The organism is Xanthomonas sp. 3793 (assembly GCF_024806835.1).
GTDB classification, from domain to species: domain Bacteria; phylum Pseudomonadota; class Gammaproteobacteria; order Xanthomonadales; family Xanthomonadaceae; genus Xanthomonas; species Xanthomonas arboricola_F.
Window position 1 is genome coordinate 149,142 of the sequence record NZ_JANTYU010000003.1, and the last position, 23,566, is coordinate 172,707.

The 23,566-nt window shown below is 65.0% G+C and carries 21 protein-coding genes; 7 read left to right on the forward strand and 14 right to left on the reverse strand.

Annotation, left to right across the window (positions count from 1 at the left end):
- Positions 1-100: 100 nt before the first annotated feature.
- Complete coding sequence (locus FHY18_RS11110) at positions 101-658, reverse strand: DUF3228 family protein (RefSeq protein WP_259154492.1); 558 nt, start codon at positions 656-658, stop codon at positions 101-103.
- A 163-nt stretch (positions 659-821) separates the two neighbouring features.
- Complete coding sequence (locus FHY18_RS11115; protein ID WP_259154495.1) at positions 822-1,367, reverse strand: DUF2058 domain-containing protein; 546 nt, start codon at positions 1,365-1,367, stop codon at positions 822-824.
- Positions 1,368-1,536: 169 nt separating this feature from the next.
- Here FHY18_RS11115 and FHY18_RS11120 point away from each other — a divergent pair, with 169 nt between their 5' ends.
- From FHY18_RS11120 to FHY18_RS11130, 3 genes are all read left to right on the forward strand, one after another.
- Positions 1,537-2,175 (forward strand): hypothetical protein, encoded by a 639-nt coding sequence (locus tag FHY18_RS11120; protein ID WP_259154497.1) that lies wholly within the window; start codon positions 1,537-1,539, stop codon positions 2,173-2,175.
- 575 nt (positions 2,176-2,750) lie between these two features.
- Entirely contained in the window at positions 2,751-4,121 is a 1,371-nt protein-coding gene (locus FHY18_RS11125) for an alpha-amylase family protein (protein WP_259155958.1), read from the forward strand.
- Positions 4,122-4,737: 616 nt separating this feature from the next.
- Positions 4,738-6,408, forward strand: coding sequence for a histidine phosphatase family protein (locus tag FHY18_RS11130; RefSeq protein WP_259154498.1), 1,671 nt, complete (start codon positions 4,738-4,740; stop codon positions 6,406-6,408).
- Positions 6,409-6,550: 142 nt separating this feature from the next.
- On the opposite strand, the gene FHY18_RS11135 is transcribed toward FHY18_RS11130, so the two are convergent.
- Entirely contained in the window at positions 6,551-7,486 is a 936-nt protein-coding gene (locus FHY18_RS11135; RefSeq protein WP_259154499.1) for a Gfo/Idh/MocA family oxidoreductase, read from the reverse strand.
- Positions 7,487-7,857: 371 nt separating this feature from the next.
- Here FHY18_RS11135 and FHY18_RS11140 point away from each other — a divergent pair, with 371 nt between their 5' ends.
- The gene (locus FHY18_RS11140; protein WP_259154505.1) at positions 7,858-8,256 is read left to right on the forward strand and encodes a VOC family protein; all 399 of its coding nucleotides are present in this window, start codon (positions 7,858-7,860) and stop codon (positions 8,254-8,256) included.
- A gap of 91 nt (positions 8,257-8,347) precedes the next feature.
- Here the strand turns inward: FHY18_RS11140 and FHY18_RS11145 are convergent, their stop codons facing one another.
- Positions 8,348-9,325: an NAD(P)H-quinone oxidoreductase gene (locus FHY18_RS11145; protein ID WP_259154507.1), complete on the reverse strand. Its 978-nt coding sequence runs from the start codon at positions 9,323-9,325 to the stop codon at positions 8,348-8,350.
- Positions 9,326-9,462: 137 nt separating this feature from the next.
- Complete coding sequence (locus FHY18_RS11150; protein WP_259154513.1) at positions 9,463-9,591, reverse strand: hypothetical protein; 129 nt, start codon at positions 9,589-9,591, stop codon at positions 9,463-9,465.
- A 310-nt stretch (positions 9,592-9,901) separates the two neighbouring features.
- Between FHY18_RS11150 and metF the strand changes: the two genes are divergently transcribed.
- Positions 9,902-10,729, forward strand: a complete 828-nt coding sequence (metF, locus tag FHY18_RS11155; protein ID WP_259154521.1) for a methylenetetrahydrofolate reductase [NAD(P)H] — start codon at positions 9,902-9,904, stop codon at positions 10,727-10,729.
- Positions 10,730-10,782: 53 nt separating this feature from the next.
- On the forward strand, positions 10,783-11,460 hold the full coding sequence (locus tag FHY18_RS11160) for a hypothetical protein (RefSeq protein WP_259154523.1): 678 nt from the start codon (positions 10,783-10,785) through the stop codon (positions 11,458-11,460).
- Between the two features lie 64 nt (positions 11,461-11,524).
- Here FHY18_RS11160 and FHY18_RS11165 read toward each other — a convergent pair whose 3' ends face one another.
- The 5 genes from FHY18_RS11165 to FHY18_RS11185 all read right to left on the reverse strand — a co-directional run bounded on the left by FHY18_RS11165 (position 11,525) and on the right by FHY18_RS11185 (position 18,049).
- A complete protein-coding gene (locus FHY18_RS11165; protein WP_259154524.1) occupies positions 11,525-11,992 on the reverse strand; it encodes a tetratricopeptide repeat protein in 468 nt (155 codons plus the stop codon).
- A 292-nt stretch (positions 11,993-12,284) separates the two neighbouring features.
- Positions 12,285-13,232, reverse strand: coding sequence for a Nudix family hydrolase (locus FHY18_RS11170; RefSeq protein WP_259154525.1), 948 nt, complete (start codon positions 13,230-13,232; stop codon positions 12,285-12,287).
- 128 nt (positions 13,233-13,360) lie between these two features.
- A complete protein-coding gene (locus tag FHY18_RS11175; RefSeq protein ID WP_259154527.1) occupies positions 13,361-13,729 on the reverse strand; it encodes a VOC family protein in 369 nt (122 codons plus the stop codon).
- 471 nt (positions 13,730-14,200) lie between these two features.
- Positions 14,201-16,939 (reverse strand): preprotein translocase subunit SecA, encoded by a 2,739-nt coding sequence (secA, locus tag FHY18_RS11180; RefSeq protein ID WP_259154529.1) that lies wholly within the window; start codon positions 16,937-16,939, stop codon positions 14,201-14,203.
- A gap of 165 nt (positions 16,940-17,104) precedes the next feature.
- Positions 17,105-18,049 carry a M23 family metallopeptidase gene (locus FHY18_RS11185; RefSeq protein WP_259154531.1) on the reverse strand — a complete coding sequence of 315 codons (945 nt, stop codon included), beginning with the start codon at positions 18,047-18,049 and terminating at the stop codon, positions 17,105-17,107.
- On the opposite strand from FHY18_RS11185, the gene FHY18_RS11190 reads away from it, so the two are divergent.
- Positions 18,050-18,496, forward strand: coding sequence for a DUF721 domain-containing protein (locus FHY18_RS11190; protein ID WP_259154532.1), 447 nt, complete (start codon positions 18,050-18,052; stop codon positions 18,494-18,496).
- A gap of 316 nt (positions 18,497-18,812) precedes the next feature.
- On the opposite strand, the gene lpxC is transcribed toward FHY18_RS11190, so the two are convergent.
- The 4 genes from lpxC to FHY18_RS11210 all read right to left on the reverse strand — a co-directional run bounded on the left by lpxC (position 18,813) and on the right by FHY18_RS11210 (position 23,544).
- The gene (gene lpxC / locus FHY18_RS11195) at positions 18,813-19,724 is read right to left on the reverse strand and encodes a UDP-3-O-acyl-N-acetylglucosamine deacetylase (RefSeq protein ID WP_259154535.1); all 912 of its coding nucleotides are present in this window, start codon (positions 19,722-19,724) and stop codon (positions 18,813-18,815) included.
- Positions 19,725-19,954: 230 nt separating this feature from the next.
- A complete protein-coding gene (gene ftsZ, locus FHY18_RS11200) occupies positions 19,955-21,190 on the reverse strand; it encodes a cell division protein FtsZ (RefSeq protein ID WP_259154542.1) in 1,236 nt (411 codons plus the stop codon).
- A gap of 285 nt (positions 21,191-21,475) precedes the next feature.
- The gene (gene ftsA / locus FHY18_RS11205; protein WP_003485272.1) at positions 21,476-22,711 is read right to left on the reverse strand and encodes a cell division protein FtsA; all 1,236 of its coding nucleotides are present in this window, start codon (positions 22,709-22,711) and stop codon (positions 21,476-21,478) included.
- Positions 22,708-23,544, reverse strand: coding sequence for a cell division protein FtsQ/DivIB (locus FHY18_RS11210; RefSeq protein WP_259154618.1), 837 nt, complete (start codon positions 23,542-23,544; stop codon positions 22,708-22,710). The genes ftsA and FHY18_RS11210 overlap by 4 nt, the downstream gene beginning before the upstream one ends.
- Between the last annotated feature and the right edge of the window lie 22 nt (positions 23,545-23,566).

Consider the following 23,566-nt stretch of genomic DNA (forward strand, 5'->3'; position numbering starts at 1 on the left):
GCGCAGCGATGCTGCGCCGCCGACACGCATGAGTTCACGCGCGGCGCTTCTGCTTGCCCGCGCGAACGAATCGCACGATACGCCCGCGGCTAGCTGCCTGCTACGGCCGCCAATTCGCATTGTGTTCCCAGAACGCAACGCTGCGCCGGTAGGCCTCGCGGTCCAGTGGCACGCCGGAGCCGCCCTCTTCCACGCCCAGCGCATTGCGCAACATCGTGATCGGTGCCATCGGGATGTCGTCGGGCTCGGCGGTGTACAGGCAGCCCACCACGCCCCAGTCCGCATCGATCGGCGCGCCTTCCTTGGCCAGCTGATCGCGGCTGTACAGGATCGGCACCATGTACTGCGCAACCGGCGACTCGACGCCTTCGAACCAGCGCACCAGAACGGGAAGCTCCTGCGTGTTGCGCGCCTCATAGCCCGAGCGCAGCAGATGCCGGTTGTCGGCAGTGATCGGCACCGTCAGGCAGCGCGTGCTGGTCCAGTTGCGGTGTACATGCAGCTGGCAGAACGGGGCGTAGCCTTCGATCACGCGCAACGGCGGGGTGTCATTGAGATGCTGGATGAACTGCTCGGGCGTGCAGTCCTGGATGGCATTGCGCCGGCCATCGCGTGGAAACAGACGGGGGCGGGCAAACGCAGTAAGAACGATGGACATGGCAGTGCGGGCAGCGGCTAGGCCCTCAAGGGTAACCTCTGTCTGCGGCCGTTACCCGCAGGCCTATGCTGACGAGCAAGCGGCATTGCACGGCATGCGTCACTGCTGTTGACGCACCGCTGCGGGCAGCGAGCAACAGGCAGCGACAGCGCCCGTCGCGGCCTCACCAGATCAGATCGTCCGGCACCTTGAACTGGCTGTAGTAGTCATCGTCGCCATCGCTGGCGGCCGGTGCCGTGCTACGGCCGTGATCCAGCACCACGGTCGCTGCGTCGCGGCTGTAGACCTTCTCGGCCGCAGCGCGCGGGATCAGCTCGAATCCCTCGCCATGCCGCACGATCACCAGCGCGCCGCTGGCCAGCTGGCTGCGCAAGATGGAATTGACCAATACGCTGCGAATGACGCTGCCATCGTTGAACCGATAGTCGATCTCGCCTTCCCGCTTGACCTTGCTGGTCTCCACGATCTGCCGCACCTGCGCCAGCACTTCCTGCTTGCGCAGCTGCGCGTTGCGCTCCTCGGCCAGCGCACGATCGCGCTCGGCACGCTCGGCCTGCAGCCGCGCCGCATCCACCTTGTCGGCATCGGCAGGCGTTACCGCCCCGCCCTTGGCGTGCCGCTGCTTGACCTGCTCGCGCGCAATCTTGTCCACCTGGGCTTTTTTGACCAGGCCAGCCTTGAGCAGCTGTTCTTGCAGTGGATTACGCATGGGAGACATCGGCAGTGGACCAGCGTCTAGTTTAACGCGACAGCCGCCAGGCACCTTTGCCGCCGGTCCGGGCCGCCGCGCATCCGTCGCCGCGGAGCGCCCGGGTAGGTGCGCCACCGGCCACGCAGCGCTTATGATGCGCCACTTCCATACAGTTCAAGGACGAATGATGATCATCTGGGGATCGGGCGGCGACGCCATCGCACTCGGAGCCGCCGACGGCGCGCAGTGCGACCAATGCGCGCAACAGCGCAGTTTTCGCAATGTCCTGCATTACCGCTATGCGCACCTTTGGTACATCTTCAGCTGGGTCACCAAGAAGCAGTATCTGCGCGTGTGCGACGGCTGCAACCACAGCACCCCGCTGGACACCAAAACCTTCGAAGCGTCCCGGGGCAAGCCGCCGATTCCTGCCTACCGCCGGTTTGGCGGCCTGGTGCTGCTGGGGCTGATTGCGCTGCTGGTGCTGTTTGGCGCCTATAGCGCATCGCAGGCATCCAAGCAGGACAACGCGCTGCTGGCGCAGCCTGCGGCAGGAGACCTGTACACCGTGGACCTGCAGACGTTAGCGCCCGGCGCCTACGATGGGCATGCCTACGGTGTGGTGCGGGTACACAGCGTCAATGGCGACACCATCAGCTTGGCGCTGCCGCAAAAGGGCTTCAGCAAGTGGAAAGGCGCCGAGCGCGATGCCGGCGGCAGCGCCGCCAAGCAGCCGGCGTACTACACCGACGAGCACATCGACCTAGCGCTGACCAAGCTGCAGGAATTGCATACCCGCGATGAGCTCCGCCACGCGTATCGTTGAGCGCTGGCGGCCAGCCGGTGCGGCGTAGGCTGCACCGGCGCAGTGCGTGGCAGCCGCTGTTGCCTGCGACGTTTCTCCTTGAGGCTGGTGCATAGACCGCTCAAGGCAGCTTCAAAACGCGTAGCAACGTCGAGCGCGCGCTCGTTGCATGGCGAACATCGACAGGGCGCTGCCTGCCGCATTCCAGTCCTGCCACGGCCCCCGTCGATGGCAATACGTCGCTGACCACGCGCGTTAGCCGCCCAAACGCGCCAGCCCGATGCCCTGCGCTCCAGCCGCAGCGGATGCGGCGCAAGTTGTGCGACCGATCGCGCTGTTGCCGTCGAACCCCGCACGCAGTTTGGCGGTCCGCCGCATTGAATACGTATGCACAACACCGATGTTGCGGCGCGATACGCGCTTAGCATCGCCACGCGCTGCACGCCGTGCGCGCGCTTTCCGGAACAGGGGCCGGAGGCCTTGATGCGGGCATCGCGGACTGCGCGGATGCTCGCGCTTACCGACTGGAGAATCATCCGATGCATAGCACGCCTGCTCATGCTCCACCCTCGCTTACGCAGCGATACGGCCGCCTGCTGCTGACGGCGGCGGTCTTGCTGCTTGCCACCGCCAACGTGCAGGCCGATGTCATCCTGCATGCCTTCAACTGGCCCTATGCCACCGTGGAAGCACGCGCCAAGCAGATCGCCGATGCCGGCTATCGCAAGGTTCTGGTGGCGCCGGCCACTCGTTCGCAAGGCAGCGCGTGGTGGGCACGCTATCAACCGCAGGATTTGCGCGTGATCGACGGCCCGCTTGGCGATACGGCCGCGTTCTCGCGCATGATGCAGGCACTGGCCAACAACGGCGTGGAAACCTATGCCGACGTGGTGCTCAACCACATGGCCAACGAAGCGGCGACCCGCCCGGACCTCAACTACCCAGGCAGTGCGGTATTGTCGCAGTACGCAGCCAACCCGGGACGTTACGATTCGCTGCGCCTGTTCGGCACCTTGCAGTCGAACTTCCTGAGCGCCAGCGACTTCGGCCCGGCGCAGTGCATCACCAACTACAACGACGCCTTCCAGGTGCGCAATTATCGTATCTGCGGCGGCGGCAGCGACCCGGGCTTGCCGGATCTGGTCGGTAACGACTGGGTGGTGCAACAGCAGCGCGCCTATCTGCAGGCGCTCAAGGGTCTGGGCGTGACCGGCTTCCGCGTGGATGCGGCCAAGCACATGACCTTCGATCATCTGAACCGCGTCTTCGATGCCGGCATCCGCTCCGGTGTCTATGTGTTCGGCGAAGTGATCACCGGCGGCGGCACCGGCAATGGCGATTACGACCAGTTCCTTGCGCCGTATCTGCAATCCACGCCGCATGCTGCATACGATTTTCCGTTGTTCAACGCAGTGCGCAACGCCTTTGCCGTGGGTGCCAGCATGCAGCAGCTGGTGGACCCGGCCAGTACCGGGCAGGCGTTGCCAGGCAATCGCGCGGTGACCTTCGCCATCACGCACGATATCCCCAACAACGCCGGCTTCCGCTACGCCATTCTCGACCCGGTCGACGAAACCCTGGCCTATGCCTATCTAATCGGTCGAAACGGCGGCATGCCGATGGTCTATACCGACAATAACGAGAGCGGCGACAACCGCTGGGTCAACGCCTACCAGCGCGACGACCTGCGCCGCATGATCGGCTTCCACAACGGCGTGCAGGGCACCGACATGCAGGTGCTGTCGTCCAGTTCCTGCCACATCCTGTTCCGTCGCGGCAGCCTGGGCATCGTGGGCATCAACAAATGCGGCAACCCGGTCACCACCACCGTGGGAATGAACAACAGTGTGCTGTACTGGAACGCAGACTACGTGGACGCGCTGGGCTCGGGCAACGTGGTGCGCATCACCAGCGGCTCTTACACGTTCACCCTGCCGGCACGTGGCACGCGGATGTGGCGGCGCTGATCCCGAGCGCAGCAATGCACCCCATCGGCACTGACAGCATGAGCAGGTAATGTAAATCGCACCTGCACACCAGGCAGTGCCCGGATCTCGCACGCACGCCGCCAACACCACACCGGCGTGATCGCCACGCGTGTTGACCGCATCAGTCAACGCCTGCGCCGCATGTAGCGTGCGCAGGCGTTGTGCGTGTGCGCGCGGCGAAATCGCCGCGCTTGATCCAACCACACGGTGCGCATGCGATCACGCACGGACATGATGCACCCGGATGCGATCGATACATTCTTGGCCCGCGAATGAATCGATCGACAGAAACAGCGCGCGCGTCGCAACGAAATGCTCGGTTTGCCGGACCTACTGGCAACCGGCTGCATGCGGGTCCATTTTCCTGGCATGCAGCCGGCTGACCGCGAGCCGATGGCATCGCCGCCTGAGCAATGATCGACCCAACGTCGCGCGCAACCGTCCAGCGGGATGACGGGGCGAGGCACCGACGGATCCGCGGCCCATACCGCATCCATCGGTGCTCGCCTGACAGCTGCGCAGGCGCCGTGTCGGCAACTCGTGTTGCGGCGCTGTCGGTCTCACCGACCAGTGGTGCATTACCGGAGCACAGCCGATGCCTTTGTACTTCGTCCGTCATGGCGAGTCGCTCGCAAACGAACAGAACTATTTTGCAGGCGCGCAGAATTCGCCACTCACTGCGCTGGGCCGTCGCCAGGCGCGTCAGGCAGCCGACTACGTCCGCCAACGCGGGCTGCACTTCGATCAGGTCCACGTGTCCACGCTCGAACGGGCGCAGGCAACCGCAGCCATCATCCTGGAAGGCGTCACCGCAACACCGCAGATGATCTCCAGCGCCGCATTGGTGGAACGCGATTTCGGCATCTTCGCCGGCAAGAACAAAACGCTGATCAAGAAGTCGATCGGCCATCGCCTCTACGACGCCTGCTTCCACGATGCCGACGGCGCACCACCCGATGGCGAACACTGGATGGACATGTACGCCCGCTGCAAGCATTACTACGACACCGTGCTTGCGCCGCTGGACCGGCAAGGCAAGCAGGTACTGGTGGTGGCGCACAAATACATCGTCGAGGTATTTGCGCTGATCGCCTCCGGCCTGCCACCTGCCGACTATATCGACTTCCGGCTGCCCAATTCCCGGCCGCTGTCGTGGGACGAGCTCAGGCAGATGACGGCGCGCAGTTCCTCGCGCATGAACTACCTGGGCGAGCAGACCGAAATCCATCTCCTGCAATGGATGCTGATCGCCGCGCTAGGCGGCTTCGCGCTGGCGTGCGCGGGCGTGCGCTTGCCGCATATTGCCAGCACCACGGCCATCGTCGTATTGCTGGCAGTCAATGCGTTCTTCCTGTCGGTACGCATCGAGGCCGGCGCCTTGCGCCTGACCCAGGGGCCGGAAAACATTGCGCTGTGCGTGATCAGCGTGGCACGCGCGTTCTGCGCCATGCTGTTGCTCACACAGTTCCAGAACGAATGGATCCACGTGATCGGCCTGTTGCTGATCGTGCCGCCGGCATTGTCGGTGCCGACCTTGTCGCTCGCGCGCGGCGGCGATTATTTCTTCGCAGCGCGCTACACACTCGTCTTGTCGGTGCTATTGCCGCTGCTCCTGCTGGCGTTGTTTGTGGATCACCGCGCGCTGCTGGGAAGCGCGCATGCGTTGGAGCGGTTCTTCGTGGTGCTGCTGCTTGCATTGGCGCTGCCCTCGCTGGCCGCACAGGGGTGGCGGCGGGCGCGCCCGATCGCGGCTGGCAAGCTCGCGACCAACTGGGGCTGGGTGGGCGCATTGACGATGGTGCCGATGGCCTTGCTGGTCGGGCTACGCACCGAAGGAACCGCGCTCGTCCACGCGTTGACGCATGGCGGTTGGCAGGCCTGGGGAGCGCTGCTGCTGCCGTTCACGCTGCTGCTGGCTTGCCGCGTGGGCAGCGCCGTGTACTTACGCGCACACCAGAGCGTGACCGGCAAGCGTATCGATGCCGGCATCGCGGCGGACATTCACCTGCTGCAGACCTCGCCCAACATCTTCCTGTGGCTCAGTCTGTTGTTGCCGGGCACGTTCACGCATGCGCCCACACTGGTCGCCGGCACCTTGCTGGGCTTCTTCGTGTTTGCCCTGCTCGATGAGACGTGGGTGGTCAGGCGCTTCCGCGCGCAGATCGCCCCAGCGTTGCGCAGGCCGGCGAATGCAAACATGCCGGCGAAGGATGTGCGCAATGCCGAAAACATCGAGCAAGACGACGAGGCACTGGAAAGCCGTTGATCGGCATCGTCGGCAGCCAGGCTGCCGACGAACGTGTAACGCCATGGCGGATGCGGCAACCGTGCAGACACGCGATTGCGGCAAGACAACACCGACCGATGGCTGGTGTTCGTCATCCCGGCTGCCGGGATAGTGCCATCGATTACCAGGCGAACGGTGCGGTGACCGTGCGTGCCCCGAGCAGGAACGCATCGGCCACATGCACGAACGGAGCGACATCCACCTCCGATTCGCCGGCACGCACCAGCCGTACAAACCGCCGGTACAGGCCATCGTACTCGCTGGACGCGGGCACGGTCTGCGCCTGCCCGTCGATATGCAGCTTGGCGCCGCCTTCGCTGAGCATGAGCACGCCCTGGGTGGTTTCCACTTCGATATCCCAGCGCTGATGGCCGGTCTGCAGGAAGTCGAATTCGGCCGTCACCGGCACGCCGGCGGTATCGACAAACGCAAGCCTGGCGTACAGCGGCGCCTGGCGGTTTTGCGGCGTGTGCAGCTCGGCCTCGCGCAGTGCGAAGCTGCGCGGCAGCAGGTGGGTGGCAATGGACAACGCATTGATGCCGGGATCAAACACGCCCATGCCGCCGGGTTCGAGAATCCAGTCCTGTCCCGGATGCCAATGGCGGATGTCTTCCTTCCAGGTGATATGCGCACGCATGACCTGCTTGTCGGCCAACCATGCGCGCGCGGGCTCCACACCGGCCGCGCAACGCGAATGCCAACTGGTGAACAGGCTGCGCTGCGCGTGCTGCGCCACCTTGCGCAGGTCGTCGATCTCGGCAAGCGTGGCGGCTGGAGGCTTTTCCAGAAAGACATGCCGGCCAGCGTTCAATGCCGCCTGTGCCAATGCATGCCGCCCCACCGGTGGCGTGCACAGCGCGACGGCTTCAAGCTCCGGATGCGCGGCGAACGCCTCATCCAGGGTGTGATACGCCGGGACGCCGTCGACCGTGCCATGCCGGCTCACCGTGGCCACCAACTGCACGTCCGCACGCGCGGCGATGGTCGGCACGTGCTGGTCGCGGGCGATCTTGCCGATACCGACAAGGGCAATGCGCAATGCGTCTGGATGCTTCATCGAAACCTTCGTGCTGGTGAGGAGGGGCGTGCCCGCCGCGCTGCGCTGCCTGCGGCAAAGGCGTCGGGCCGACGCAACGTGTAGCCAGACCTGCGACCACACACCTGCGACGGCGCAGTGTACGGTCAGGCCATGGCCCGCTGCGAGACATCGCTCCTGCTTGTTTTGCTATACCTGCACGGGTGCCATGCAGCGGTTCCGCCAGCGCTGCGCAGCTGCAATGCTTGCCGGCCGCTGCGATACAGGCCGCCACGCCGATTGCGACGCGCGTCTTGACCGGCCGCGCCCACGGCAACGATTGACGCACGGCATGCGCACGGCCCAGGATCGCCGGCCGGCACGCAAGTGCCCCTCGTCGCAGGACTGCATCGATGCTGCATCACGTATCCATTGGCGTTGGCAACATCGCGGCCTCGGCCGCGTTTTACGACGCCGTGCTTGGCGCACTCGGCTATGTGCGGGTGTGGTCGGACCTGGAACCGGGCACGCACGATCAGGCCGTCGGCTACGGCCACCCCGGCGGCGAAGACTGCCTGGCACTGAAACAGCAACAGGCGACGCAATGCGCACCCGGCCGCGGATTCCATCTAGCATTCGCAGCCAGCACTGCTGCAGCAGTGGACGCCTTTCATCTGGCTGCACTGCAGCACGGCGGTCGCAGCAACGGCGCGCCCGGTTTACGACCCGACTACGGCGATGGGTATTACGCCGCATTCGTCATCGACCCCGACGGCCACCACATCGAAGCGGTGCTCGACCCTACGGCATGAACACCTGCAGGTGATATCGGCCCGCGTCGCCCTGCCGCCGCGTTCGGTAATCGTGGGTCCGCACAGATCGCAGCGACGATCAACCGGACGCTCACATTTCCAGCACCACCTTGCCCAGATGGCTGCCCTGCTCCAGATAGCGATGCGCCGCAGCCGCCTCGCCAAGCGGGAAGCGTCTGTCGATCAGCACGCGAATCCGGCCTTGTTCAATCCATGGCCACACCACGCGCTCGACTTCTGCAGCAAGGCGGGCCTTCTCGTCGGCAGTGCGCGGACGCAACGTCGATCCGGTCAGGATGGCCTGCTTGCGCATCAGCTGCGGAATCGGTACCTCGATGGTCGAACCGGCCTGCGAGGCGATATAGACGATGCGCCCGCGCGGGTTGAGCGCTTCCAGCGTATCGGCAAACACCGCGCCGCCCACCATGTCGAGCGCCACGTCCACGCCGCCATGCGCCTTGGCCACGTCCACAAACGATTCGCTGGTGGAATCGATCGCCACATCGGCGCCCAGCTCGCGCGCCTGCGCCGCCTTGCCGGCCGAGCGCGCAGTGGCCAAGACATGTGCACCGGCCGCCTTGGCCATCTGGATCGCGGTGACGCCAATCCCTGAAGTTGCCCCATGCAGCAGCAGCCACTCACCGGCCGCCAATCGGCCATGCTCGAACAGATTGGTGTAGGCAGTGAAGAGGGTTTCCGGCAATGCGGCTGCATGCACCAGGTCCATGCCGGCGGGAATCGGCAGCACATGCCGCGCATCGACCGCGGCATATTGCGCATAGCCACCACCGCCAAGTAGCGCGCATACACGGTCGCCCACCTTCCAGCGACCGGCCGGCTCCACGATCTCGCCTGCCACTTCCAGACCCAGCGTTTCCGGCGCGCCGGGCGGCGGTGGGTAATGCCCGGCGCGCTGCAGCAGATCCGGGCGATTGATGCCCGCCGCATGTACGCGGATCAGCACCTGCCCGGGCGCCGGACGCGGGCGCGGTTGCTCGGTGGCATACAGCGCATCGGCATCGCCCTTGCCATCGCGGATGGCGATGGCGGTCATCGTGGTATCGGACATCAAGGCGCTCCGTCAAAGGGGCGCCCAGTGTAGGCAGGCGGATGTAAATGCCCGGCGTAGGGCGCGCGATGCCACTGCCGCTGCACGCCATGCCTGCATCATGCGCGCCTGCATGCAGCAGACACGCTTGGCAATGCTCACTCCTGCTCGGAAGCGACGCCCTGGTCGATGCACGGGCGGATCGCTTCGAACACCTTGGAGGTGCCATCGTCCTGGCGCGATCGCAGCCGAGCCGCAAAGTCGCCCAGCAACTTGCTGCCATCCACGCCGGGCTGTTCGGCCAGGGCAACAGCCAGATCGCCGACACTCGCGCCAACGCAACCCGGATGCGGCCCAACGATTCGGCGATGACATCCATTTCCTGCGCTTGCATGACGCGCTCCGGTCAAGTGGCGCGGAGTGGCCGAGCTTGGCGCGCACGCCGCGCCGCGCTGCGGGCGCATGCAAGCAGCCCCGGCCATGCGGTCGTGCCTGCACGCTGGCATCGCCCGCAATCGATCGGCACACCCGCAACCAAATATGCATTCATCGCGATGAAGCGATATTATGCGGAAACGATCCGCCGGACCCGCCGCGATGACGCATCTCAGCTTCGAGTTTTACCCGCCCAAGACCGACGACCAGCGTGCGCAGCTGGACCGCACCGCGACCCGGCTGAAGGGCTATGCGCCCGAATATGTGTCGTGCACCTTCGGCGCCGGCGGCTCCACGCTCAGCTACACCTCCGAGACAGTGCGCCATCTCAAGCAGAAGCACGGCTTCGAGGCCGCGCCGCACCTGTCCTGTGTCGGAGGCAGCCGCGAGGAGATCCGCGAACTGCTCAAGCTGTATCGCGCCATAGGCTGCACCCGCATCGTTGCGCTGCGTGGCGACCTGCCCTCGGGCATGGGACACCCGGGCGACCTGCGCTATGCCTCGGACCTGATCGCCTTCATCCGCGCCGAGCACGGCGACGCCTTCCGGATCGAGGTCGGCGCGTATCCGGAAACCCATCCGCAAGCGGTCGATGCCTTGAGCGACCTGCGCTATTTCAAGGCAAAGGTCGATGCCGGTGCCGATGCGGCGATCACCCAGTATTTCTACAACGCCGATGCCTACTTCCATTTTCGCGATGCGGTGCAGCGCATGGGCGTGGAGGTGCCGATCGTTCCCGGCATCATGCCGATCTCCAATTTCTCGCAGCTGCGGCGTTTTTCCGAGCAATGCGGCGCAGAGATCCCGCGCTGGATCGGCAAGAAGATGCAGTCCTACGGCGACGACGCCGACGCGGTGCGCGCCTTCGGTGCAGAAGTGGTGGCCAGCCTGTGCGAGCGCCTGATCGCCGGCGGCGCACCGGCCCTGCACTTCTACACGCTCAACCTGGCCAAGCCGACCACGCAGGTGCTGCAGCTGCTCGGGCGCTGAGCGCGGCCACAGGCTCGGCCCACTTGCGGCAACCTGCCGGTACACACGATTCAATGCACGCGGGTGCACCCGGCCACACCACGTACGCGCGCGCGACCCTCACGTTTCTCGCCAGCTCACGCGTGCCCGGCTACGCTGCGCCGATGTTTCGCTTCCTGCCAATGATGGTGTTGCTGCTCTGCCTGCCTGCTGCCAATCGCGTGCAGGCACAGGAGATCCGTCGCTGCGTCACGCCGGACGGCCAGACCATGTTCACCGACCGCCGTTGCGAAGACGTGGGCGCCGCAATGCGCGCGCCACCGGCCCCGCGCACGCAAGGCAATACCGGGCTGCACCGCTATGGCTGCCCGCGCCGGCTGAGCGAATTGGTGTCGCTGCTGCAAAGCGCCGTGGAGAGTCGCGACGTCAATCGACTGTCCAGCCTGTACCTGTGGAGCGGGCAATCCGACGCGGCGGCCAACCAGGTACTGAGCCGGCTGGAAGCCATCGTGCAACGCCCGCTGCTGGACATCGCACCGATGTATCCGCAGACCGAGACACCTACCTGGGATGCAGACACCGCCGCGGCAACTCCATCGCTGGACGGCAGCGCGATCGATGCGCCATTGCCCGCGCCCACACGCCCGCGCCCATGGGGCCTGCGCCTGGAACAGAACCTTGCCAGCGGCACCCCCGCGCGCAGCGTGTTGCGCCTGCGCCGGCAATACAACTGCTTTTGGGTGACGTTTTAAGCCCGACCGAGGCCTGCGGTGGGCCGCTCCCCGAAACGGCATCGGCGTGAGGGATGGCGAGCACTCACTTCCAGAACTTCCAGCTGGATGTCTTGCGAGGCAATTCAATCCCGTTTGCACGCGTCCTCAGGAACTCCAGATGCTTGGGATCCTCGCTGGCGAAAACGTCAGGACCGTCCCCCATGTAAGCCCGCATGAGCTCATCTGCCGAGCGATCAAGATTGCCAGGCTCAAGCTGGCACTGCCCAAGTCGCAGATGGATGAACGGGTTCCCAAGTGCGCCAGGGCACTGCATGGCATGTGACAGGTTGTCGCGACCTGCCGTGAAATCTCCACTGCGAAAATTGGCATCGCCGACCGCAGCGAGTATCCACGTCGCCGCCCGCCAGTCCTGCTTGGGATCGGGCAACACGTTCCAGGCCGACCAATACGCCTCCAGCGCCGAAGGAAAATCGCCCGCTTCGGCATGCCGATCGCCCAGCGCGCACAGACGGTCGAGTTCCGCGCTCGTTTCCAGCGAGAGTTCAAGCACCTGGTGATCTCCGGTCGGCCCTGACAACACTCAGGTGGGGCAACACTGTTTCACTGCAAGGCGGGCCTAGCCGATGTCGGGGGATCGGTATGCCCACCCTGACTCCACCGTTCCATCAGCACTGCCCGCACCCTCCGATGGCTGCTCAGCGCGTTTGTCGGCCGCTCCTGGCGCAGAGTCACTGCGATGACGGCAGTCGCCCACACACCACGTGAGGTCATTGTCCAGCCGATGCGACTGCTTTCGACAATGTCATCAAGCGATAGACGCTAGCGCGCGGATGCTGACACGCTCACTGCGGCCAAAGCGAGCGAATTGCCGCAATGCCTTGCGCGCCATGCGAGCGTGCTTCGCGCAGATCGGCCACCTGCATGCCGCCGAGTGCGTAGATCGGCAACGACACCTGCTCGCGCAGGGTTTCGAAGCCGTCCCATCCCAGCGGAGTCGCATCCGGATGCGATGCGGTGGCCTGCACCGGGCCCAGCACCGCAAAATCGCAGCCCAGCCGCTGCGCATGACGCAAGTCCTCCAACCCATGGCAAGAAGCGGCCACCGGTTGTTCTGCGGGCAGCGGACGTTCCTGCAAACCGGCCAACTGCTCCGATCCCAGATGCACGCCGATTCCAAGTTCCGCGGCCAGTGCGACATCGCGATTGAGCAACAGCTGTGCGCGTGCACGGCCGCGCAGGGTCAGCACCTGATGCAACAACGCCTGCCAACGCGCCGGCGCGACCTGGCGCCCGCGCAGCTGGATGCGGGTCACACCGTCCTGCAGCGCGCGCTCCAGGCCCTCCAGCCAGCGCGCATCGTCGTCGGGCTCGGGCGTGATCAGATAGCGGTCGGGCTGACGCAGCACACCCACTACCGGCACATCGGCCGGCGGCATCGAATAGCGGGTGAGCTTGTCGGCGGCCACCCAGGTCATCGCCTGGCCCTCGCGCCCGCGCGGGCTGCCTTTCCAGGACGTGATGTGACGCACCTCCAGGCGCAGGCGCTTGTCCGGATACAGCTGCGGCACGTCCATGATCCATTCGCCGACCTGGGCCTCGATGCCGAGTTCTTCATTGAGCTCGCGCACCAGCGCCTGCTCGGAGGTTTCGCCGGGCTCGCGCTTGCCGCCAGGGAATTCCCACAGGCCGGGCATGTCGCGGGTTTCGGTACGACGCGTCAGCAGGATCCGGCCGCGCGGGTCGGTGATCACGCCGGCGACGACGTGGATGGAGCGAAGGGAATCGGGCATGCAACAAGAGTGCCGCGAGTGAGCGGTTCAACGCAATCGCTTGGGGGCTGGGATTGGGGAGTGGGGATTCGGGATTGGTCAAAGCGCAGCACGTGTGCTTCTGCCAATCCCCAATCCCCAATCCCGCCCTACAGCGGCTGCCCGATCCGCCACAGCACGCCACTGGGATCGTGCAGGGTGAAATCGCGCGCGCCCCAGGGCCGGTCTTCCGGCGCGCTAAAGCTCACACCGAACTGCTCATCCAACCCCAGGTCATGCACGTGCTGCCACCACCCATCGGCATCGTCCACCCACAGATGCAGCATCAGGTTTTCGGCCAGCTCACGCACATAGAAATCCTGCAGCAGGAACGCGCAGTGCGCACCGTGCCGAAAGCAGGTCACGTTGCCCACCTCGTCCTCCTGCACGAAGCCCAGCGCACGATAGAACCGCTGCGACAGCGCGTAATCGCGCGCAGGCACGAACACTTTCAATTGCTGGCTGGACAGCAGCGTCATGACCGCACTCCCCGCAGGATATGGATCGAGCATACGCCCCGCGGTGGCGCAGGCGGGGAAGCTTGCATGCAGCGGGGCGCAGTTGGCACCCGTGCGCGATGGACAAGCGGGTAACGAACCTGCCAGGCCGAGGCGCACCGGGACAGAACTCATCGAGCTGCTCGAACTCTTCTGGCGTCTGTGCCGTGGTTTCCAGGCATGACCTGGCAACGATGCAGGCCACGCCGTTGGCAAAGAGGCCGTTGGCAGAAATTTGGCCAAAGGCACGAAACCTGAGTGTGGCCTCGGATCCGGCCTGCGACATCCCCTTTCCTGCTTCAAGCGCCCCCAGGGATCCCATCCGTAAGCAGAGCCCCTTTGGTAAGGGGGCGCGCCAACGGCGCGGGGATCGGAAGCAAGGACCGTGCACCCAGCGTCCGCGCAGCGGACGCTGGGTGTGCAGCCCGCCAAGCGGGCTGCACCACGGTCAGCTCAGCTGAGCTGACCGTGGCAGTGCTTGTACTTCTTGCCGCTGCCGCAGGGGCACGGATCGTTCCGGCCCACCTTGGGCTCGTCGCGGGTGACCTGCGACACCGGCACCGGTGCGTTGCCGCCCTGCATCTGCTCCACTTCCTCGTCGGCGCCGTAGCCGCCGGCATCCTGGTGCTGGAACTGCGAGGCCATCAGGCGTGCTTGCGCCTGCAGACGCTCCTGTTCTTCGAGCTCGGCCACTTCCTCTTCGCTACGGATGCGCACGCGTGCCAGCAGGTTCACCACTTCGCGCTTGACGTTCTCCAGCATCTCGGAGAACAGCTCGAAGGCTTCCTTCTTGTATTCCTGCTTGGGCTGCTTCTGCGCGTAACCACGCAGATAGATGCCCTGGCGCAGGTAATCCATCTTGGCCAGATGCTCCTTCCAGCCCTGATCGAGCACGGTCAGCATCACGTGCTTTTCCAGCGCGCGCATGGTGTCGTTGCCCACCGCCGCTTCCTTCTCAGCGAAGTGCGCATCCACCGCCGCCTGTACCTTGGCGGCGATCTGCTCGGCGTCCAGTTCTTCCTGCGTGCGCGCCATTTCGCGCAACGCCATCGGCATGCCCAGCTCCGATTCCAGCGTGGCTTCCAGCCCCTGCAGGTCCCACTGCTCGTCCACCGAATTGGGCGGCACGAAGCGGGCGACCAGGTCATAGATCACATCGCCGCGGATGCCATCGACGTTGTCCTTCACCGACTCGGCATCCAGCAACTCGTCGCGCTGCGCGTAGATCACCTTGCGCTGATCGTTGTTGACGTCGTCGAAGTCCAGCAGGTTCTTGCGGATGTCGAAGTTATGCGCTTCCACCTTGCGCTGGGCCTTCTCGATCTGCCGGCTGACCAGGCGATCTTCGATGACGTCGTCTTCCTTCATGCCCATCATGCGCATCGCCTTCTGGACCCAGTCCGAGGCGAAGATGCGCATCAGGTTGTCTTCCAGCGACAGATAGAAGCGCGACGAACCCGGGTCGCCCTGACGGCCGGCGCGGCCGCGCAACTGGTTGTCGATACGCCGCGATTCGTGACGCTCGGTACCGATGATGTGCAGGCCGCCGGCCGCCTTGACCGCGTCATGCCGACGCTGCCAATCGGTCTTGATCGTGAAGCGCGCGTCCTCGGTCGCATCCTCGCCCAGCGCGTGATACTCCGACTCCAGCGAACCGCCCAGCACGATGTCGGTACCGCGACCGGCCATGTTGGTGGCGATGGTCACCGCACCCGGCTGGCCGGCGTTGGCCACGATGGTCGCTTCGCGCTCGTGCTGCTTGGCGTTGAGCACTTCGTGCTTCACGCCGGCCTTGCGCAGATGCTCGGACAGCATCTCCGAGGTCTCGATCGAGGTGGTACCCACCAGCACCGGCTGGCCGCGCTTGGCGCAGTCTTCGATGTCGGCCAGCACCGCATTGAACTTGCCCTTGCGGTTGAGGAAGACCTGGTCCGGATGGTCCTTGCGCACGGTCGGGCGGTTGGTCGGGATCACCACCACTTCCAGGCCGTAGATGCTCTGGAATTCGTAGGCTTCGGTGTCGGCCGTACCGGTCATGCCGGACAGCTTCTTGTACATGCGGAACAGGTTCTGGAAGGTGATGCTGGCCAGCGTCTGGTTCTCGCGCTGTACCGGCACGCCCTCCTTCGCTTCGACCGCCTGGTGCAGGCCGTCGGACCAGCGACGCCCGGACAGGGTGCGGCCGGTGAATTCGTCCACGATCACCACTTCGCCATCGCGCACGATGTAATCCACGTCGCGCTGGTAGATCGCATGCGCACGCAGTGCGGCGTTGAGGTGATGCACCACGCTCAGGTTCTGCGCGGCGTACAGGCCGTCTTCGGCGTTTTCCAGGATGCCGGCCTGCATCAGCAGTTCTTCGGCGTGGCCCATGCCCGCCTCTGACAGATGCACCTGCTTGCCCTTCTCGTCGATCCAGTAATCGCCCTCGCCTTCTTCGCTTTCCTGCTTGGTCAGCTGCGGCACGATGCGGTTGACGCGGATGTACAGCTCCGGCGATTCGTCGGCCGGGCCGGAAATGATCAACGGGGTGCGCGCTTCGTCGATCAGGATCGAGTCGACTTCGTCGACGATCGCGTAGTGCAGATTGCGCTGGTAGCGATCGGCGCGCGACAGCGCCATGTTGTCACGCAGGTAGTCGAAGCCGAATTCGTTGTTGGTGCCGTAGGTGATGTCGCTGCCATAGGCCTCGCGCTTGTCACTATGCGGCATGCCCGGATACACCACGCCCACGCTCAGGCCCAGCCAGTTGTACAACTTGCCCATCTGCGCGGCGTCGCGGCGCGCCAGGTAGTCGTTGACCGTGACCACATGCACGCCTTCGCCCTGCAGCGCGTTGAGGTACACCGGCAGGGTCGCCACCAGGGTCTTGCCTTCGCCGGTGCGCATCTCGGCAATCTTGCCCAGATGCAGCACCATGCCGCCGATCAGCTGCACGTCGTAGTGGCGCATGCCCAGCACGCGACGGCTGGCCTCGCGGCACACCGCAAAGGCTTCGGGAAGAATCTTGTCCAGGGACTGCCCGGTGGCAAGCCGCTGCTTGAACTCCGGGGTCTTGGCTTGCAGCTCGGCGTCGGAGAGCTTCTCGATCGTCGGCTCCAGCGCATTGATCTGGGCGACGAGGCGGGTGAGCTGGCGCAGCTGGCGTTCGTTACGACTGCCAAAGACACGGGTAAGCAGACTGTTGATCATTGAAGAAACCGGTTGAAAAGGAACGGTTTGACCGACGCCGGTCCCAAGACCCGACCGCCGTAAACGAAACAGGGCGCACTGCGCCCTGTCATGGCAACACCCTATTGTAGCTTGGGGCGAGCCTTCACGAATCAAGCACCTCCGCCGGAGCGTGCCGTGCCTTCGTCAACCGCGCCCTCGGCGCCCTACCGGCGTGTTGGTGTCGCCCAGGAACTTGCGCGGATTGACCACGCGACCATCGGCCCAGACCTCGAAGTGCACGTGCGCACCGGTGGAACGACCACTGGAACCGGCCCTGGCCACCTGCTGCCCGGCGCGCACCAGATCGCCTACCTTCACCACCAGGCGCGAGTTGTGCGCGTAGCGGGTCACGTAGCCGTTGCCATGGTCCACTTCCACCACGTTGCCGTAGCCGCCACGCACACCGGCGTAGCTGACCACGCCATCGGCGACCGACATCACCGGATCGCCCACGTTGGCGTGGAAGTCCACACCCTTGTGGAAGGCCGAGCCGCCGTCGAACGGATCGGCGCGGCCACCAAAGCCCGAGGTGATATAGGTGTTGCGGATCGGCATCCGCGAGGGCACCGAATTCTGCTCGAGCTGATGATCGAACATCAGCGAAGCCAGCACGTTCAGTTGCTGGCCGGAGGCGGAGAACTGCTGTTCGACCTGCCCCAGCGTCTGCTTGAGCGTTTCCACCGGCATGTCGCTGACCGGCTCGTCGCCGCCACCGACGCCGACCGGCGCGTCAAAGTCGAACTCGCCATCCTTCAACTTGCCCATTTCGGTCAGCCGCTCGCCCAACGCGTTGAGGCGGGTGGCCTGCGCCTGCAGCTCGCCCATGCGTGCGGCCAGTGCATTGACCTGCGCCTGCGAGGCGCGCTGCGCCTGGGCCAGCTCGGCCTGTTGCTGCGCGACCTTGGCCTGCAGCGCGGAATTGGTCACCATGCCGGTGGCGGTGCTTGCGCCGACGCCAATCAACATGCCCAGCCCAAGCACGGCGCCGAGGACGACCATCGGTCGATCCGCGGCAAAGCCCTGGAACTGTCGGGCTACACGCTGTACCCGGGTTTCGCGAGATTTGATTACAACTTTCTTCAACGCCATATGAGTGTCATGTCCAAGCCCAAGTCCAACGCACGCAACCCTTCCGCTCCGCAGCAGGCCATCGAGGCCGCGCTGGGTGAAAAGGCTGGCGACCCCTTGCGTCGAGCCTTGTGGCTCGATGCGCTGGACCGGCAGTTGCGCCCCCTGTTACCGCCCCATCTGGCGACCCGTTGCCGGTTGGCCAATGTCCGAGGCGAACAGCTCGTTTTTCTGGTTGATTCACCGATCTGGCATGCCAAGGTGCGGCTCGCCGAGACCCAACTTCTTGATGCCGCCCGATCCATCGGGTTGAAGGCCACCGCAGTGACCGTCAAGACGGCAAGCACTCCGCTGCATTCCCCAACACAGCAGAACCGCGACCGTCCACGGCCGGTGTCCGAAGCCACGCACAAGGGTCTGCGCGAGGCACTGGCATCCTTGCAGGACGTCTTGCCGACCAAGCGGTGACATCCTTGCCGTCGTCTCCGGGCGGCCAGCAGCGCGTGAAAAGATTGCGAAGACCACGCACGACCCGACGCATCCTAGCGGTCATGGCGCCCGCAGGAGTTAGAGAAGTCTTAAATAAAAGTTAAGCCGCGGGACGAAATTCGAGCGGGTTCACACTTTTGATGCCAATTGCGGCATTCCCTGACACATCGTCAGGCAGTGAGCGCAGTCGGCGAGCGGTCGTCAGGCAAGTGCAGGGGTTGGCCGAACGCAGGCGGGGCCAGCGCCGCCTGGCAGGGCCGCACCAACCCGAAAGCGACGCGGCAGGGTGGCGTTCTCAGGCGTAGACGGGGCTGGCGTAGGTCACCGGCGGTTGCTCGGTGCCTTCGGGGAAGCTGACCCATTCCCAGGCGGCCTGATCCGCCAGCAACGCGCGCACCAGCTTGTTGTTGAGCGCATGGCCGGATTTGAAACCTTCATAGGCGCCCAGGATGGCGCCGCCAGCCAGATACAGGTCGCCGATGGCATCCAGGATCTTGTGGCGCACGAATTCGTTGGTGTAGCGCAGGCCATCCTCGTTGAGCACGCGGAACTCGTCCAGCACGATGGCGTTGTCCATCGAACCGCCCAGGCCCAGATTGCGCTCGCGCATGTACTCAAGGTCGCGCATGAAACCGAAGGTCCGGGCGCGCGAGATTTCCTTGACGTAGGCCGAGGTGGAGAATTCGATTTCCTGGCGCGATTGCTTGGCCGGGATCATCGGGTGATTGAATTCGATGGTGAAGCCCAACTTGTAGCCGTCGTACGGCTCGAAACGCGCAACCTTGTCGCCCTCTCGCACTTCCACCGTCTGCTTGATGCGGATGAAGCGCTTGGCCTTGTTCTGCTCGACGATCCCTGCAGACTGCAGCAGGAACACGAACGGGCCGGACGAACCGTCCATGATCGGCAACTCGGCCGAGGACAGTTCGACGATGACGTTGTCCACACCCAGGCCGGCCAGTGCCGACATCAGGTGTTCGACGGTCTGGATCTTGGCGCCGTTGCAGGTCAGGCCTGTGCACAGCGTGGTCTCGGTGACCAGCTCGGCATCGGCGGGGACTTCGACGACCGGTTCCAGGTCCACACGCCGGAACACCACGCCATGATCGACCGGGGCCGGTCGTAGCGTCATGTACACCTTGTCGCCGCTATGCAGGCCGACGCCGGTGGCGCGAATGGTGTTCTTGAGAGTGCGTTGCTGGGTCATGTGCGAAGTCTGGGGGAACGATGCAGACAGACGCTGAACAGACTGTCTAATCCAGTGAGATTATCCGAATTTTAACAAGTTGCGCGTGAGGAAAGGTGTCATACCGCTGTCTTGCCACTGCAAAAGCTGCCGGATCGTGACCGATCCGGCAGAAAAGGACATGACATGGCAGCCCCGACAGCTGTCGGGTCGGACGGGCTACGCCGCCGTAGCGACGTAGCCGACGCCCATCAGTCGGCCTGGCGGCGCAGGAACGCCGGGATATCCAGGTAATCGTTGGGCAGGTCTGCAGCCGGCGGTGCGGCATTGCCGGCACTGTGGCTGCTGCCGACCGAGTCGCTGCTCGGACGGCGCAGGCCCAGGCCCATGCTGCCGCCGACGGCCTTGGACACCGCGTCGCCGCTGGTGGTGTCGAAGTCGCCGAATTCCGGCTGGCCGGTGGTGGCGTTGCGCACCAGCTTGATCGGCGCGCGCTGGTCCGGACGCTGGGTCTGGCGGGCGACGGCACGGTTCAGGCCGGTGGCCACCACGGTCACGCGCACTTCGTCCTGCATGTCCGGGTCGAGCACGGTGCCGACGACCACGGTGGCATCTTCGGATGCGAAGGCTTCGATGGTGCGGCCGATCTCGTCGAACTCGGACATGGTGAAGTCCGGGCCGGCGGTGATGTTGACCAGGATGCCGTTGGCACCGGCCAGGTTGACGTCGTCCAGCAGCGGGTTCTGGATGGCGGCTTCGGCAGCGGCCTGTGCGCGATCGTCGCCGCGAGCCGAACCGGTGCCCATCATGGCCAGGCCCATTTCCGACATCACGGTGCGCACGTCGGCGAAGTCGACGTTGATCAGGCCCGGACGCACGATCAGGTCGGCGATGCCCTGCACGGCGCCCTGCAGCACGTCGTTGGCAGCGCGGAAGGCCTGGATCATGGTGGCGTTGCGGCCGAGCACGGTGATCAGCTTTTCATTGGGGATGGTGATCAGCGAGTCGCAATGCTGGCTCAGTTCCTCGATGCCCTTCAGCGCGACCTGCATGCGGCGACGGCCTTCGAACGGGAACGGCTTGGTGACCACGGCCACGGTCAGGATGCCCATTTCCTTGGCCAGCTGCGCAACGACCGGTGCAGCACCGGTGCCGGTGCCGCCGCCCATGCCGGCGGTGATGAACACCATGTCCGCGCCCTGCAGCGCGTCCATGATGCGCTCGCGATCTTCCAGCGCGGCCTGGCGGCCGACCTCCGGATTGGCGCCGGCGCCCAGGCCCTTGGTGACGTTGGTGCCGAGCTGCAGCTGCAACTTGGCGCCGCAGTTCTTGATCGCCTGCGAGTCGGTGTTGGCGGTGATGAATTCCACGCCATCGACATTGGTGTTGACCATGTGCGCAACCGCGTTGCCGCCGCCGCCGCCTACGCCAACGACCTTGATGACCGCGTTGGGAGCCATCTTTTCGATCAGTTCAAAATGTGCCATGTCAGTGTCCTCTTGAGCCGGGATTGGGGAGTGGGGAGTGGGGATTCGCAAAAGCGAGGCTCCCTGCCCACTCCGCATCACGGCGAGTGTTGTTGTTTGAAAGTCGGGATTCGTGTGCCTGGGCCATGGATGCGCTGTTGCGCTCCACGACTCACCGCACCTACTCCTCGACGCAATGCCTGCAAAAAAGTTTACCGCCTACCCGCTCACCGCTCTCCACTTATCTTCGCCGCTGCCCTGCTTTTCTTTCGCTCTTGCCAATCCCAAATCCCGAATCCCGGCTCCTCAGAATTCGCCGCGATACCAGTTCTTCAATTTCTTGAACAAGCTGCCCGCGCGTCCGGTCGGGATCGACGGGCGACGCGGGTGTTCGATCTGACTGCCCATCAGCAGCAGGCCCACGCCTGAGGCGTGCACCGGGTTGCCGACGACCTCACCCAGGCCGGTGACGTGCTGCGGAATGCCCACGCGCACCGGCATCTGCAGCATTTCTTCGGCCAGTTCGACCACGCCTTCCATCTTCGAGGCGCCGCCGGTGAGCACCATGCCGGCGCGCACCATTTCCTCGAAGCCGGAACGGCGCAGTTCGGCCTGCACCATCTCGAAGATTTCTTCGTAACGGCCCTGCACTGCCTGCGCCAGCGCATGCCGCGGCATGCGTCGCGGCGGGCGGTCGCCCACCGACGGCACCTGGATGCTTTCTTCAGCGGTGGCCAGCTGCGCCAGTGCGCAGGCGTAACGCACCTTGATCTGCTCGGCTTCCGGCGTGGGCGTGCGCAGCATGTGCGCGATGTCGTTGGTGACGTGGTCGCCGGCGATCGGCAGCGAGGCGGTATGGCAGATCGCGCCCTGCACGTAGACCGCCAGGTCGGTGGTGCCAGCGCCGATATCCACCAGCACCACGCCCAGTTCGCGTTCGTCGGCGGTCAATACCGCCACGCTGGAAGCCAGCGACGACAGCACCAGGTCGTCCACCTGCAGGCCGCACTTCTGCACGCACTTGGTGATGTTGGCCGCGGCCGACTGCGCGCACACCACCAGATGCGCGTGCACCTCCAGGCGCACGCCGGTCATGCCGACCGGATTGCGGATGCCTTCCTGCGAATCGTCCAGCACGTATTCGCGCGGGATCGCATGCAGGATGCGCTGGTCGGCGGGAATGGCCACGGCCTTGGCCGCATCCAGCACGCGCTCCAGATCGCTCCAGGTCACTTCGCCGTCGCGGATCGGCACGATGCCGGGCGAGTTCTTGCACTGCACGTGGTTGCCGGAAATCGACGCATACACCGAACGGATCTCGCAGCCGGCCATCAGCTCGGCCTCTTCGACCGCACGCTGGATCGACTGCACGGTGGATTCGATATCCACCACCACGCCGCGCTTGAGACCGCGCGATTCATGCGAACCGATGCCGATCACTTCGATCGGATTGCCGGGCGAGTACTCGCCGACCAGCGCGACGACCTTGGAGGTGCCGATATCCAGTCCAACGATGAGGGATTTGTCGCCTTTGCGGTTCATGTCTTAAAGCCGGGATTCGGGATTTGGGATTCGGGATTGGAGAAAAGCGGGGTATGGGTGCGAGGGAGTTGCAGCACGACCGTGTGGTGTGCGGCGGGCGTGGCCGGCGGAGGTTTTTTCTTGGTCTCGGGCGCCGCGTTTTCCATATTCCGTTCGACCGTGAAGCCGTTGGTGTAACGCAGGTCGGCGCGCGCGATCGGGCGCTGCGGGTCGGCCAGCTGCGGCAGCACGCGGGCGAACCGCTGCAGGCGCGCGCGCGCATCGTCGCGGCCGATCACGATCTGCACGCCGTTGCTCAGGCCCAGCGACCAGCTGCCGCGCGCGTCCATCTCCAGGCGATCCACATCCAGCCCGGTCGGCGCAAACAACGCGCGCGACTCGTTGTACAGCGCAACCACATCCTGGGTCTTGCTGTCCGGGCCGCCGAGTTGCGGCAACTTGAAATCCTTCAACAACGGCGGGGTGCGGAACAGCCGGCCCTGCTCGGACAGCATGCGGTCGGTACCCCAGCGCGCGAACGGCTTGTGCTCGGTCACGCGTACTTCCAGCACGTCCGGCCAACGCTTGCGCACCTGCGCGCTTTCCACCCACGGCAGCCGCGCGATGGCGTCTTGTGCGTTCTGCAACTTCACTGCGAAAAAGCCCGAGCGCGCATACGGCAACACCACCGCGCGCAATTCTTCGGCCGGCACCCGCTTGAAATCGCCGGACACCCGCAACTTCGCCAACGGCCACCGCTCCGCACCCACCCACCCGTTGAGCACGGCCACCACCGGCAACGCGACCAGCGCTACCGCGATCAACCAGGCCAGGATGCGCAGGGTGGCGTTCATGGGTGTGCTCCGCACACGGGAT

Coding starts and splice junctions, on each gene's coding strand:
- FHY18_RS11110 (WP_259154492.1), bottom strand. CDS start 658: ATGTCCATCGTTCTTACTGCGTTTGCCCGCCCCCGTCTGTTTCCACGC.
- FHY18_RS11115 (WP_259154495.1), bottom strand. CDS start 1,367: ATGCGTAATCCACTGCAAGAACAGCTGCTCAAGGCTGGCCTGGTCAAA.
- FHY18_RS11120 (WP_259154497.1), top strand. CDS start 1,537: ATGATCATCTGGGGATCGGGCGGCGACGCCATCGCACTCGGAGCCGCC.
- FHY18_RS11130 (WP_259154498.1), top strand. CDS start 4,738: ATGCCTTTGTACTTCGTCCGTCATGGCGAGTCGCTCGCAAACGAACAG.
- FHY18_RS11135 (WP_259154499.1), bottom strand. CDS start 7,486: ATGAAGCATCCAGACGCATTGCGCATTGCCCTTGTCGGTATCGGCAAG.
- FHY18_RS11140 (WP_259154505.1), top strand. CDS start 7,858: ATGCTGCATCACGTATCCATTGGCGTTGGCAACATCGCGGCCTCGGCC.
- FHY18_RS11145 (WP_259154507.1), bottom strand. CDS start 9,325: ATGTCCGATACCACGATGACCGCCATCGCCATCCGCGATGGCAAGGGC.
- metF (WP_259154521.1), top strand. CDS start 9,902: ATGACGCATCTCAGCTTCGAGTTTTACCCGCCCAAGACCGACGACCAG.
- FHY18_RS11160 (WP_259154523.1), top strand. CDS start 10,783: ATGCACGCGGGTGCACCCGGCCACACCACGTACGCGCGCGCGACCCTC.
- FHY18_RS11170 (WP_259154525.1), bottom strand. CDS start 13,232: ATGCCCGATTCCCTTCGCTCCATCCACGTCGTCGCCGGCGTGATCACC.
- FHY18_RS11175 (WP_259154527.1), bottom strand. CDS start 13,729: ATGACGCTGCTGTCCAGCCAGCAATTGAAAGTGTTCGTGCCTGCGCGC.
- secA (WP_259154529.1), bottom strand. CDS start 16,939: ATGATCAACAGTCTGCTTACCCGTGTCTTTGGCAGTCGTAACGAACGC.
- FHY18_RS11185 (WP_259154531.1), bottom strand. CDS start 18,049: ATGGCGTTGAAGAAAGTTGTAATCAAATCTCGCGAAACCCGGGTACAG.
- FHY18_RS11190 (WP_259154532.1), top strand. CDS start 18,050: ATGAGTGTCATGTCCAAGCCCAAGTCCAACGCACGCAACCCTTCCGCT.
- lpxC (WP_259154535.1), bottom strand. CDS start 19,724: ATGACCCAGCAACGCACTCTCAAGAACACCATTCGCGCCACCGGCGTC.
- ftsZ (WP_259154542.1), bottom strand. CDS start 21,190: ATGGCACATTTTGAACTGATCGAAAAGATGGCTCCCAACGCGGTCATC.
- ftsA (WP_003485272.1), bottom strand. CDS start 22,711: ATGAACCGCAAAGGCGACAAATCCCTCATCGTTGGACTGGATATCGGC.
- FHY18_RS11210 (WP_259154618.1), bottom strand. CDS start 23,544: ATGAACGCCACCCTGCGCATCCTGGCCTGGTTGATCGCGGTAGCGCTG.